Below are 13,026 nucleotides of genomic sequence, written 5' to 3'. Positions count from 1 at the left end.
GGCCGAACATCGCCACCCAGCACCCCGGCGTGCGCCCCGGTTCTATTTCTACGTGGTGGACGGTGCCACCAGTCCAGGTGAAGTCCTCAGCTGTAGGCGCTCGATCAAAGGGCACGTCTGGGTCTTCGCACAGCACCACGGTGGCCCATGTTTGCGCGGTCCAGTCACCCCGGTCCTCCTTGGGCAAGCCGGGCTGAAAAGTGAAGTCATAGGCCGTCGCCTGCCCTGGCTTGAGCGGTCCACACACATTCGCCTTGGCCGTAGGCTTGAGCGCGCCCATTTCTTCCTCGCCGATGATATTCCAGCCTGGGACCACTTCTTGTTCATCCGATTGTGCACCTGCCGACGGCAAGCCCAGAGCCACTGCCATCACCACCGCACCAACCGCTGACGCTTTACGACGAAACATACCCCTCACTGTACTGGCAGAAAGACGCTCAAGAAAGAACCGGCCTCCCCGCCAACAATGGGCAGGAAAACCGGTGAAAAAGTTGCCGTTTGTATGGACTACTTGGAAACGGACTTGCCTGCGGAGTGCAGGTCGTTGCATGCCTCGATGACGCGCTCGGACATGGACTGCTCCGCCTTCTTCATGTAGGAGCGTGGGTCATAAACCTTCTTGTTGCCCACTTCGCCGTCGATCTTGAGCACACCGTTGTAGTTTTCGAACATGTGGGACACGACTGGGCGGGTGAACGCGTACTGGGTGTCCGTGTCTACGTTCATCTTGATGGTGCCGTAGGACAGCGCCTCTTCAATCTTCTCCTTCTCGGAGCCGGAGCCACCGTGGAAGACGAAGTCGAATGGCTGCGAGCCTGGCTCAAGACCCAGCTTCTCCACTGCGGTCTCCTGGCCCATCTTCAGCACCTCTGGCTTCAGCTTCACGTTTCCTGGCTTGTACACACCGTGCACGTTGCCGAAGGTTGCTGCCAGCAGGTAGCGGCCGTTCTCGCCAGTGCCGATGGCGTCGATGGTCTTCTCGAAGTCTTCCTTGGTGGTGTACAGGTTAGCGCCGGCCTTTGCCTCAACGCCATCCTCTTCGCCACCGACGACACCGATCTCAATCTCCAGGATGATGTTCGCGTTGCGTGCCTTTTCCAGCAGTTCCTGGGCGATCTCAAGGTTCTCGTCGATAGGAACAGCGGAGCCATCCCACATGTGGGACTGGAACAGCGGCAGCTCGCCACGGTCCACGCGCTCCTGGGAGATCTGGATCAAAGGACGCACGTACTCGTCCAGAACTTCCTTCTGGCAGTGGTCGGTGTGCAGGGCGACGTTGATACCGTAGTGCTTCGCGGCCTCGTGTGCGAAAGCAGCCAGGGCCTGAGCGCCAGCGACCTTGTTCTTCACTGCCAGGCCAGAGCCGAACTCAGCACCGCCGGTGGAGAACTGGATGATGCCGTCCGACTCCGCCTCAGCGAAGCCCTTCAGCGCAGCATTGATGGTCTCAGACGAGGTGCAGTTGATGGCTGGGAAGGCATAGCCACCCGCCTTCGCCCTGTCGAGCATTTCGTTGTAGACCTCGGGAGTTGCGATAGGCATATGCTTTGATTTCCTCCATTTTCGCGAAATTGGGATACACCCCCAGTATGCCCTCTTTTCGCCCTCTATGCCCGTCAATCCGCAAAGTGATATCTACGCCATAGTTGCGACCTACTTCTGGCCCTCCACTCGCGCGGCAGCTTCGAGCAGCATCCAGCCGGAGAGTTGCACGGACAAGTCGCGCTCGTCGATACGCACCAGCCCGATCGCCTCACTGACAGTGGACGGGCCCATGCCGTAGTTGTGCGGCAGTCGGGCATCCTTCGTCCAGTCGGAGGAAAACACCGGCAAGCCGTCGACCTCGAGGCGGTGGTTCCACACCGATTCCGCACTGGCCAGCACTAAACGACGAGCAACCTTACGCGTGGCGATATTCGTCGGGGAATCTGCAGGCAGTCGCACCGCAATATCGGCCAAGTAGCGGGCGAGGATGCCTTTGAACAGGCCGCCATCGCCGTCGCCGCCGCCCAAAATCACGGACTGTGGCGACGCCATGTGCAGCGCGATCGACTGCACCAGGGAACGGATGTGGGTGACATACTGCATGGAATCGCTGGCAGTATCGGCCTCGTCGTAGGAGTCGATCGCCTCGTCGTCGCTTAAACCGGCGGCCTCACGCAGCGCCAGCACGATCTCCAGCGAGGCCCCCAGCAAAACGCCCTGGTTGTAGGTGTACGGGATGGTCACTAACTCGGGGCCGTGCATGCGCATCCGCACCCCGTCCATGACTAGGCCGTTGTCCGCCATCAGGTTGTCGTAGATCCAGTCCACGATCTGGCGGGCCTGGTCCACGCGCCCCGTGCGCGCCATCATGATGGCCGAAGGCCCATTCGAAGGTACGTTGAAAAACGTTTCCCCGCTGCGCCACGGCAACACGCCCGTCAAGGAATCAATCCCGGCCAGCAAGTTGAACTCCAGGCTGTCCAGCTGCTTGCCGCGCTTGAACTTGTCCAAGTGCGCCACCCGGTCCAGCGCCAGCGCCAGCCACGCCTTGTCGTCGTAATAGCGGTTATTCTTCAGCTTGCCCAGGTTGCGGATCTTGATGCCGCGGATGGTGTGCCCGATGCGTTTGCGACGAGTTTTCGTGTCGCGGCGCAGCGTCGCATCGACCTGGCAATCCAGATAGTGCGCCTGCCACCAGTAGTGCCAGTGGACGAAAAGGCGTTCCTTGTTGGTGGGCGGCCAGCTGACCATTGCTAGGTTGGTGCGCGGAATCCCCCACAAACGGGTGGCATGGCGCTCGGTGATGGCTGCTTCAGCTAGATCGGCGCGGTGCGCCCAGGTCTCTGGCACGGTTCTCCTTGCTGGTAGATGCTCAACAGTCTAACTATCTGTTTTAAGACCACGAATGTTTCAGGTCCGCGTGCTGACGAATCCACGTATGCATCGCAATCCCGGCAGCGACACCAGCGTTGATCGAGCGAGTTGACCCGAATTGGGCGATCGAGCACGTCATCACCGCGGCACCCTGTGCCTCGGCGGTGACCCCCGGCCCTTCTTGACCAAACACCAGCATACATTTCTCTGGCAATGAAGCGGTTTCCAGCGGGATACTACCTGACGTATTGTCGATCGCCACGATCGGCAGATCCCGCTCCACGCACCATTGCACCAGCTCAGCAATATCAGGATGGTGTTCTAGGTGCTGGTAGCGGTCAGTGACCATCGCCCCGCGACGATTCCACCGCCGCCTGCCGACGATGTGTACCGTGTCCACCGCAAAAGCATTCGCGGTGCGCACCACCGTGCCAATATTGGCATCATTTTCGAAGTTTTCAATCGCGATGTGCAGCGGGTGCCGGCGCTTGTCGATGTCCGCCACGATGGCCTCGCGCGTCCAGTACCTGTAGGCATCCACCACATTCCGGGTGTCACCTTCGCGCAAGAGTTCCTCGTCGTAACGCGGATCTGTCGGCCACTCACCGGCCCACGGCCCCACACCATGCCTGCCCTCGCCCCATTCGGTGGGGCCCGGCTGCTCGTCGTTAAGCAAGCCCAAGATCCTCCAGGCCAAGCAGGTAGCGGTACTCCAGCCCGGCGTCGGCCAGGACGGCGTCCGCACCCGTCGCGCGATCCACCACCGTGGCCACCGCAACGACCTCAGCGCCCTCTTCGCGCACGGCCTCCACCGCGGTGAGCGGCGAATTGCCCGTGGTCGTCGTATCTTCCACGACGAGCACACGCTTGCCGACGATCGACGGGCCCTCCACGCGGCGCTGCATGCCGTGCTTCTTGGCTTCCTTGCGTACGACGAACGCATCCACCGGGGCGCCGTCCGCATGCATGACGGCGGCAGCCACTGGGTCCGCGCCCAGGGTCAGGCCGCCGACGGCGACGTAGTCCAAGTCCGCGGTGAGCTCGCGCAGCAGCTGCCCAATCAGACGCGATGCCTTGTGGTGCAGCGTGGCCCGGCGCAGGTCAACGTAGTAATCGGCTTCTTTGCCCGACGACAGCGTCACCTTCCCATGCACAACCGCTAGTTCCTTGACTAGCTCCGCCAGTTCGGCCTTCGCCTGTTGATCGATCTGTGTTTCAGCCATGCGATCAATACTAGTCGGTGGGAGTGTCGGTGCGGTCGTCGAAAATGCTCGGCGGTTTCAGCTCACGTGTGGCGCGGGTGCCGTCGTTCTGGATGGGCTTGTCGTGGCCGTCGGCGATCGCCTCAACCTCATCCGCGCCCAGCGAGCGGGGCTCCATCACACCGCGCACCGCACCCGTCATGCGCGTGGGCAGTTCCAAAGGCTCCTCCGGTCGCACCACATGCGGGACGAGATCCTCCGCGGTCTCCTCCTGGGGCTCCGGGGCGATACTGACCGGCTCCCCCATCTCGCGCGTGGGGTACTCAAACTCGAGCTTCTGCCACGTTTGCGGGGGCAGGACGCGCGCCGCATCGGCTAGCAGGCCGAGCGGTGCCAGCATCGCGTCCCAGTCCTCCGGGGTGGAGCCGCGTTGGGTTTGCGCGAGCACCCAATCGCTTTCGAACCACACGGCAGTGACCGCCTCGGGCAGGTTCTCTAGGGCGGTGACCACGCGGTCGTCGATCATTCTTTCCGCCGGGCCGACCTCTGTGGCATAGATGGTGAAGCCCTCGATGCTCATCACTTCGAGCAGGTCATGTGAGGCTGAGGCGTGGAAACCGTCGCGGCGCATATCGACGACGACATCGCTGACCACACCGGTGCGCATGGCCATCGTGTTGACGCCGCCGAGATCCATCAGCAGCATCTCATGGCCGTAGACGAATCCTTGCACGATATCTTTCGCAGCCGCACCCGACGCAGCTGCCCCGCGGGACCATTCGTCGATCAGGTACTCATCGCTGCGGCGGAACTCGAATTCGCGCTGCTCCGCCCACCCGCGCCGCTCCCGGCGCGTTGAGCCTGGAAGTTGCAGGCCTGAACGCCGCATCGGGCGCGGTGCGGGTTTGGGTTCCGGCTCCGGCTCGGGAGTGGTTTCCGGTTCGGGTTCTGTCTCGGGAGCGGATTCTGGCTCGACCACCGGCTCAGGGTCAGGTGCTGGCTCAGGTTCCGGAACTGGCTCGGGCTCCGGTTCCGGCTCCGGTTCGGGTTCTGGGATTGGCTCCGGTTCGGGTTCAGCCACCGGTTCAGGCGCTGGATCAGGTTCTGAAATAGGAGCTGGCTCTGGCACCGGCTCCGGTTCCGGTTCGGGCTCGACAGGGCCCTCGTCGTGAAGCACCGGCTCAGCAGGCTGTGCAGGCTCAGTCCGCTTGGCCTGCTTGGCCTGCTTTTGGCCTAGGTACAACAAAACGCCCGCTCCGATCAGAGCGAGCACTGCAATAATAAGCGCTATGTATGCCATCAGTAGAAACTCTAGTGCCTGAACCGCCCAAGGCATGAACCGCGCAACATAACCTTGTGCGCGGTTCGGGCCGGGCAGTCACGTGCGGCCTAGATGTTGCGGGCCACTTTGTTCTCTACGTTGGCGGCCCACTGGGACCAGCCCTCCACGTAGTGGGTGATGATCGGCAGGCCAGCATGCGCCATCACGGCAAGCAACGACGAGGAGTGGTTGCCCGAACCAGAGTAGGTAATCACGGATGCTGGGTCGGTATTTTGTGTGATGCCGAACTCCGCAAACTTGTCGCGGATCTCGTCTTCGGGCTTCACGCGCATTTGGTCGTCGAAGAGGTCCGGCATCGGGATGTTCACCGCGCCGGGGATGTGGCCGGACTTCAGGTCAAGGATCTCGCGGCGGCCAGCGAAGCGAGACTCATTGCGGGCGTCGAGGAGCATGCCATCGAATTCGCGTACGTCCTGCATCGTCGCCGTAGGCAGGGTGTTGGGCTGGACCTCCATGTCCGAGCCTACGACGATATTGCCGGGGCCGGCGATGGTGTCGTAGCCGAGGCGGTCCCATTCGCGCAGGCCACCGTCGAGGATGCGCACGTCTTCCACGCCCGCCCACCGCAGGGTCCACCACGCGCGCGCCGCATAGACGTTATTTCCTTCGTCATACACGACGACGGGGCGGTTCTTCTCCAGGCCCCACACACGGAAGGACTCTTCGAGGTTTTCCACCGGCGGCATGGGGTTGCGCCCCGCGCCCGAGCCCGGCAGGCCTGCCAGGGAGAAGGCCACGTGACAGAAAACAGATGTGGGGATGTGGTGCGACTGGAACTTCGCGGCCGCGCCACCTTCCTTCGGGCTCCACAGGGAGGCCAGAATGGTCAGCTTCTTGCCGTTGCGGATGTAATCGTTGAGGGTGTCTGCTGAAATGAAGACGTTCATAGCACCAAGTGTAAGTGCTTTAAGCTGTTCCCGCCGTATACCCAGGAGCTACTTGGATCACGCCTTCGTCGACAAGCGATTCAAGCCACTCCTGGATCCCCTCCTGCGGGCAGTCCGCGCCGATCGAGGCCGCGAGCATGCCGCCCGGGCCGATCTCGACGCGGCACCCGAAGGCAAGGAGGGTGCCGGCGATGTCATCGGGTCCGTTGGGCAGGATGCGCACCGTCGACGCGCCGCCACGGACCACGACCTGGTTGACGTGGTACTGGCCGCCGACGCGGACGCATTCGACGATGTCTCCTACCGCCAAGGTGGTATCCACAAACGGCACGCTTGCCACAACGAAGTGGCCACCGCCGAGGTCATGTGCTGCAAGCTCCTCGTTGTTAATGCCGGGGATGGGCACCCGGGTCACGATGGTCGTGGTCGGCGAAGTCATTCCACCATCGTAGACCGAGTATCACTTTCCGACGAAGACAGCTGTCGTTTCTTCGTCTTTAGGCGCTGATGGACAGTGCCTCGCCGCCGTCTTCCACATCCACGTGGACTGTGTCCCCGTCGACGACGTCACCGGCCAGCAACTTCTTGGCCAGGCGATCGCCAATGGCCTGCTGGATGAGGCGACGCAGCGGACGTGCGCCGTAGTCCGGGTCATAACCGCGATCGGCCAACCAGGACTTCGCAGAGTCCGAGACCTTCAAGGTCAAGCGACGCTCCGCGAGGCGGTCCTGCAGGTCACCGATCTGGATATCGACGATGCCGCGCAGTAGCTCTTGCGAGAGCGGCTCGAAGATCACCACATCGTCGAGGCGGTTAATGAACTCCGGCTTGAAGGTGTGCTTGACGGCGTCCATCATCTGCTCGCGGGTGCCGCCGGCACCCAGGTTGGAGGTGAGAATGATCACCGTGTTGCGGAAGTCCACGGTGCGACCCTGCCCGTCCGTGAGACGACCATCGTCCAAGACCTGCAGCAACACATCGAAGACATCCGGGTGCGCCTTTTCTACCTCGTCGAAAAGCACGAGGGTGTAGGGGCGGCGTCGGACAGCTTCGGTGAGCTGGCCGCCGGTCTCATAGCCGACATATCCCGGAGGAGCACCGACGAGGCGGGCCACCGAGTGCTTCTCCCCATACTCCGACATGTCGATGCGCACCATGGCGCGCTCATCGTCGAAGAGGAACTCCGCCAGTGCCTTAGCCAGCTCGGTCTTGCCCACACCGGTGGGACCGAGGAAGAGGAAGGAACCTGTTGGGCGGTTCGGGTCCGCAACGCCAGCCCGGGAGCGGCGTACCGCATCCGAGACTGCCTGGACGGCTTCCTTCTGGCCGACGACGCGGTTGCCCAGCACGGACTCCATGTTGAGCAGCTTCTCTGTTTCACCCTGCATCATCTTGCCGGCCGGGATACCCGTCCACGCCGACACGACGTCCGCGATGGTCTCCGGGGTGACTTCTTCTTCCAGCATGTGGCCTTCGGCGTCCGAGGCCGACTCAGCCTTCTCTAGCTCCGCCTCAAGCTCTGGGATGCGCCCATAGCGCAGCTCAGAAACGCGCCCGTAGTCGCCTTCGCGCTCAGCGATCTCGGATTCTTGGCGCAGCTGGTCCAGCTCCTCGCGGGCGGCCTGCACCTTGTCGATCGCGCTCTTCTCATTCGCCCACCGGGCCTGAAGCTGGGAGAGTTTCTCGCGCTCGTCGGCAAGATCCTGTCGCAGCTGCTCGAGGCGTTCCTTCGAGGCCTCATCGGTCTCCTTCTCTAAGGCGATCTCCTCGATTTCGAGGCGGCGGACTACGCGCTCAAGCTCATCGATCTCCTGTGGCGAGGAGTCAATCTCCATGCGCAGGCGCGAGCCGGCCTCATCGACCAGGTCGATGGCCTTATCCGGAAGGAAGCGGTTAGTGATGTAGCGGTTCGACAGCTCCGAGGCCGCAACCAGGGCGGAGTCCTGGATCCGGATACCATGGTGCACTTCGTAGCGTTCCTTTAGGCCACGCAGTATGCCGATGGTGTCCTCCACCGAGGGCTCACCGACGTAGACCTGCTGGAACCGGCGTTCCAGGGCGGCGTCCTTTTCGATGTACTGGCGGTACTCATCCAGGGTGGTTGCACCGACAAGGCGCAGTTCACCGCGGGCGAGCATCGGCTTGATCATGTTTCCGGCGTCCATGGCACCCTCGCCGGACGCACCGGCGCCAACGATGGTGTGCAGCTCATCAATAAACGTGATGATCTGGCCATCCGAATCCTTGATCTCCTCGAGGACCGCCTTGAGGCGTTCCTCAAATTCGCCACGGAACTTCGCGCCCGCGACCATGGAGGACAGGTCCAGGGACAGTAGTGTCTTGCCCTTCAGCGATTCTGGAACGTCGCCAGCGACGATACGCCGGGCTAAGCCCTCGACGATCGCGGTCTTGCCGACGCCAGGTTCGCCAATAAGCACCGGGTTGTTCTTCGTGCGGCGGCTCAGTACCTGCACGACCCGGCGGATCTCAGAGTCGCGCCCGATAACTGGGTCAATCTTGCCTTCCCGGGCCCTCGCGGTGAGGTCCGTGGAGTATTTCTCTAAGGCCTGGAATTCCGCCTCCGGTTCCTGGGTGGTCACCTTCCGGTTACCACGTACCGAGGGGAAAGCAGCCGTGATGGCTTCATAAGTAGCTCCGCGCTTGGTCAGTAATTCAGAGGCATCCGAGGTAACCTTTGCCAGCCCTGCTAGCAAGACTTCAGTGGAGACGTATTCGTCACCCAATTCGCCGGCCAGCTCTTGGGCGGCGGTGAGGGCGTTGAGTGCCTCGCGGTTGAAGTTGGGGTTGGCCATGTTTGCCCCAGACGCCGTCGGGTAGGAGTCGACTAAGTCGCGGGCTTCTCCTGCGACGGTCTCTGCATCCACACCGGTTGCTTTGAGAACTGGTGCTGCGACGCCGTCTTCTTGTTCTAAGATTGCGGCGAGCAGGTGGGCCGGACGGATGTCCGGGTTACCTTTCGCCGAGGCGGTCTGCAGTGCAGACTGCAGTGCCTCTTGTGTTTTTGCTGTGGGACTAAACGAGCTCATGTGCGCTCAATTCCTTTCGTTTATTTTTTCTTTGTCATTAGTACCAACGCTATCAAAGTTGATAATGTTCCACTCAAGGCAAGAAAGATTGAGCGCGCCTGACTCAACTATCAGATTTTGTGGTAGTTGATGTTAGCGAATGCAAAACACCGGTCGCCCCAGCGATGTCACGCTGGAACGACCGGATAGTGCGCGGCCTCAGGCGATTGTTAGCTCAACGAGCGACGTCGTGCCGCATACGCTCCGCCGAGCAGTATCAGTAACCCGGCCAGAATCGATGCGAAGACACCGTTTCCACCGGTTTTCGGGAGATCGCCGACGCGTACGTTAGCCACCTGAATGCACACATCCTTCGCACCCGTTGCTGCAGCGCAGCTACTATTAGTCCAGATTCCCGCAAGAGGTGCCGAGTTCGTTAGCAGGTCTCCGTCGTAGAAACGGATCTCCGCCCGCCCCTCATCCGCATTCCAGTTAAGCACGAAATCGATCGGCTCAACCAAAAGGTTGTAGCTTACCTCTGTACCGTCCTTGCGTTCCCACGTTGGAGCTTTAGTCTCCACTAGGGAATACCTCACACCTGTCGTCAACGAACGAGGTGTTTGGTACATGCCTTCACTAAACACGAGGGGTTGAATATGCGCGGTGCCATCATTATCGGTCCAGCGGATTTCGAAGGCCGCATTATCCAGGAGCGTTTCGTTGTCCTCAAGATCGGTCTTACGTGCTCGCAGACGCAAATCCCGAGGATCTGGCCGTGGGAGCTCATCGCATGCGATTGCTTCTCGATCGCCCATGCGCGCAATATTTACCACATCCCCATTGGAGACATCGCATACATTGGCGTCAGGGTTCGGGTATGCCTTCGTGTAGACATCTGGGTCGCGCGCGAAAACCACTTCAACGTCATACTCATGGGATCCAATGTTCGTCGTCCCATCCGCATTAGGCGGCAGCTCCTTGATCATCCGCAGATCAGCGTACTTTGAAGGCCCGGCATCGGTCGGAGCACAGTCATCAATGCGGAACTCGCTTTGCCCGTAGGGAACAGTACAACTAGCACCAATGACATTATTGAACTCGTTGCGCCATTCAACGACCCTCGCACCTAGCAGGCGTGCGCCTGTAGGCAGACTAGGCGTATCGACGATAGCTCCGTAGGGGCCGACACCGTGATACGTTACTGTGTAGCTGGCCTTATAGGCAGACTCCTTATTGCTTAGCGCCGCTTCTGGCCCCCAGACCTTGGTGACCTGGTCCGCGGTGAGCTGCTCGATCTCGCCGGTCGATGTTTTGGTTAAATAACACAGATCGGCAAGCTTCTTCGCAATTTGCCCCATCTCCTTCGCCAACAAGCCGTAACGAGCAATGTTCACGGTATCGCTCGGCCCAGAAATATCGGAGATCATATCATTAAAGGAACGAACTCCACGGGTCCACTTAGCCGTGTCGTTAGTAACGTCGACCCATTGACCATTCTTGTATTCTTGAACGACGTAGTCTCCTGTCTCGACGGCTGTTTTAAATACGAAGTAATTATCCCTCTTTCTCGTCGGATCTGGAAATAACTCCGGATATTTCGTTTGGTCCAATTCTGGGTACAACCCTGGGTTAGCCATTTCATCGGGGACCCCCACCGCAGCGGTATAAGCTAAAGCACCTTCTTCCGGGGTAATAGTCCTCTTCGACCCTACGTGCTTCAACACCAAATCTTCGGTCACGAGATTACCGGCTCGAGCACGCTGTCCGACAAGGAGCGGAACGATCCTCGTACCAGCTTTTTCAGCTTGTTTGCCTCGTCGATAGCTGCATTAAGTGCTTGTTCATCCATGAATGCACCAAAACCTTGGCGTGCATCGTTGGGGAAGCTCAATGTGGGCATCCCATCGGTGATGAAGTAGACGACATCGTAATTCTGACCCTGAAGCTGTTTTAGCCCATGAGCCCAGTTGGTAGCCCCCTCCCCTGACGCAAGGTCGCGAGTATTCCATCCATCGATTGCCGAGGTAATGTCCTTTAACTCTTCCTGATTATTCACGTCTCGTGCTGAGTCGACGCCGGGGGCCTTAGTCCAAGTAGTGCCGACCCCTTCCTTTCCGGATGCTGGCGCTTGGCTAGCGAAGCTAAAGATACCTACCTTCGTGGGCGTTCCAGAAAGCCCTGCAACAAGTGCCTTAGCAGCATCACGACTAGCTTCCCAACCGTCTTTATCGCCGTATACCAACGACCTTGATTGGTCTCCGACAATGGCGATGCGAAGCCCACAACGCTTGGGCAATTCAGGATTAGCTACAGGTGCCGTTAGCCATTCAGTTTTTTCAGGATAGTCGAACATGCTCAAATCACCCGGTCCCAAGGGGCCTTCAAAACTACTATTCGTAACTTCGGTATCACTCCTTGAATGGAACTCCATTTCGACGACGATTTTTGCCCCCTCCGGCACCGTGAAATCGGCCGGCATTGCAAACCGAGAACCACCCCACATATTTGTGTTCGTCCCTAGGGCTGGGAAATTCTTTGCTGGCGTGGGTACAGCTTTATGTAGCACTGAGCCATCAGGGTTGTAAATGGTCATCGTTGGTGTGGAATCACCATCGAAATCCCACCCATTCTGGTCCTGAATGCGAGCAGTGATAGCAGCAGGCAGCGCCATCGGCTTTGTCACCGTGGCTTCCATCTTCACGCGAGCCGGCCTCCCATGAGATTTATCTTTCTCGCCGGAAGTCACCGTGGTCGTGACTGATCCCCACGTGGGTTTATCATTAACCCACGTCTTCACCACTGGGTCCTTTTCCGGTTCCACAGGAGGGGGGAGTGGTACTTGCCCATAAAGTTCAAAAGTGTAATTCTGGTTTACTCGGGCGGGATTCGTACCTGTGCCATGGAAGTAGACCTCGACCCGGTCATTATGACCTTCCCACACACCAATTTGTGGCTTGCAGGAACTCAAATCCACGGAGATTTGATTAACCTTGCCATTACGAGCATACCCAACTGCTTTAATGTTCTCGGTGCCAACCCTGCAAAACTCATTGCCGTTTTTCACCACTTCGACAGGGCCACCGAGGTCATACTGTGGACTAGACGGATAGTACCGAATCACCAGCTCTGTCAAACGAATAGTTGTCTGATCCCGCTGGCCTCCTATTGTGGTACCCACCCGCAACCGTGGAGCAATCCCGCCTGAAGCCCCCTGCTGATCGACGTACGCTAGGGGGTTTGCCTCGGGGACTAACGTCAATTGCTTCGTTGAATATGCTTGTTGAGCAGCACGACCAAACGTATCTGGAAGAGACCGCATCCTGGACACGTCAGGCACATCATTCATGCCGGCGAAATCGGCAGCATCGATGTCTCCCTCTTCCGCCTCGGCGTTACCATCGTCAGGAGCTGACTCAACACCACCAGGAACATCTAGCCCGCCTGTCGAGGCTTCAGAAGACGGTGGCGTATCGACCGTCTCAGACCCAACCGTGCCCGCGTCGACCCCGCTATCATCCTGCGCCTGCGCAACAACAACCCCCGACGCAGCGAATACACCGACCGCCGCAATAGACGCGCCTAGGCGGCGCCACCAGCCATGACGTTTCTTTGTCATCCTATTTCCTAACATGTCCTCAGTTCACTTCCCCTCGCCACGATGCCAACGCGCTGAAAACCATAAAACTAAACGAGTCCCCACACCTACAAGT

General features: G+C 59.7%; 10 protein-coding genes and 1 pseudogene. All 11 read right to left on the bottom strand.

Features of this window, described 5'->3' with window-relative positions; all coding sequences use genetic code 11:
- Positions 1-409 (bottom strand): annotated as a pseudogene (locus ACHFGA_RS04195) (hypothetical protein); the annotation flags it as partial.
- A 98-nt stretch (positions 410-507) separates the two neighbouring features.
- A complete protein-coding gene (fbaA, locus tag ACHFGA_RS04190) occupies positions 508-1,542 on the bottom strand; it encodes a class II fructose-bisphosphate aldolase (protein ID WP_394281167.1) in 1,035 nt (344 codons plus the stop codon).
- A 111-nt stretch (positions 1,543-1,653) separates the two neighbouring features.
- A complete protein-coding gene (locus ACHFGA_RS04185; RefSeq protein WP_394281166.1) occupies positions 1,654-2,835 on the bottom strand; it encodes a glycoside hydrolase family 76 protein in 1,182 nt (393 codons plus the stop codon).
- A gap of 43 nt (positions 2,836-2,878) precedes the next feature.
- Positions 2,879-3,535 (bottom strand): TrmH family RNA methyltransferase, encoded by a 657-nt coding sequence (locus ACHFGA_RS04180; protein ID WP_394281165.1) that lies wholly within the window; start codon positions 3,533-3,535, stop codon positions 2,879-2,881.
- The gene (gene pyrE / locus ACHFGA_RS04175; RefSeq protein WP_394281164.1) at positions 3,528-4,082 is read right to left on the bottom strand and encodes an orotate phosphoribosyltransferase; all 555 of its coding nucleotides are present in this window, start codon (positions 4,080-4,082) and stop codon (positions 3,528-3,530) included. Before pyrE ends, ACHFGA_RS04180 begins: the two co-directional genes overlap by 8 nt.
- Positions 4,083-4,092: 10 nt before the next feature.
- The gene (locus ACHFGA_RS04170; RefSeq protein ID WP_394281163.1) at positions 4,093-5,361 is read right to left on the bottom strand and encodes a hypothetical protein; all 1,269 of its coding nucleotides are present in this window, start codon (positions 5,359-5,361) and stop codon (positions 4,093-4,095) included.
- A gap of 89 nt (positions 5,362-5,450) precedes the next feature.
- The gene (locus tag ACHFGA_RS04165) at positions 5,451-6,290 is read right to left on the bottom strand and encodes a sulfurtransferase (protein ID WP_394281162.1); all 840 of its coding nucleotides are present in this window, start codon (positions 6,288-6,290) and stop codon (positions 5,451-5,453) included.
- 19 nt (positions 6,291-6,309) lie between these two features.
- Positions 6,310-6,729, bottom strand: coding sequence for a DUF4265 domain-containing protein (locus ACHFGA_RS04160; RefSeq protein ID WP_018581066.1), 420 nt, complete (start codon positions 6,727-6,729; stop codon positions 6,310-6,312).
- 58 nt (positions 6,730-6,787) lie between these two features.
- Positions 6,788-9,337: an ATP-dependent chaperone ClpB gene (clpB, locus tag ACHFGA_RS04155; RefSeq protein WP_394281161.1), complete on the bottom strand. Its 2,550-nt coding sequence runs from the start codon at positions 9,335-9,337 to the stop codon at positions 6,788-6,790.
- Positions 9,338-9,546: 209 nt separating this feature from the next.
- Entirely contained in the window at positions 9,547-11,055 is a 1,509-nt protein-coding gene (locus ACHFGA_RS04150) for an LPXTG cell wall anchor domain-containing protein (protein ID WP_394281160.1), read from the bottom strand.
- Positions 11,052-12,932: a hypothetical protein gene (locus ACHFGA_RS04145; RefSeq protein ID WP_394281159.1), complete on the bottom strand. Its 1,881-nt coding sequence runs from the start codon at positions 12,930-12,932 to the stop codon at positions 11,052-11,054. Before ACHFGA_RS04145 ends, ACHFGA_RS04150 begins: the two co-directional genes overlap by 4 nt.
- Positions 12,933-13,026: the final 94 nt, after the last annotated feature.

It is taken from the genome of Corynebacterium sp. (genome assembly GCF_043426755.1).
In the GTDB taxonomy this organism is placed as follows: Bacteria; Actinomycetota; Actinomycetes; order Mycobacteriales; family Mycobacteriaceae; genus Corynebacterium.
Note: the sequence above shows the minus strand (reverse complement) of the source record. Positions and strands in the feature narration are given on the sequence as shown.

Coding starts and splice junctions, on each gene's coding strand:
- pyrE (WP_394281164.1), bottom strand. CDS start 4,082: ATGGCTGAAACACAGATCGATCAACAGGCGAAGGCCGAACTGGCGGAG.
- ACHFGA_RS04170 (WP_394281163.1), bottom strand. CDS start 5,361: ATGGCATACATAGCGCTTATTATTGCAGTGCTCGCTCTGATCGGAGCG.
- ACHFGA_RS04165 (WP_394281162.1), bottom strand. CDS start 6,290: ATGAACGTCTTCATTTCAGCAGACACCCTCAACGATTACATCCGCAAC.
- fbaA (WP_394281167.1), bottom strand. CDS start 1,542: ATGCCTATCGCAACTCCCGAGGTCTACAACGAAATGCTCGACAGGGCG.
- ACHFGA_RS04145 (WP_394281159.1), bottom strand. CDS start 12,932: ATGACAAAGAAACGTCATGGCTGGTGGCGCCGCCTAGGCGCGTCTATT.
- ACHFGA_RS04160 (WP_018581066.1), bottom strand. CDS start 6,729: ATGACTTCGCCGACCACGACCATCGTGACCCGGGTGCCCATCCCCGGC.
- clpB (WP_394281161.1), bottom strand. CDS start 9,337: ATGAGCTCGTTTAGTCCCACAGCAAAAACACAAGAGGCACTGCAGTCT.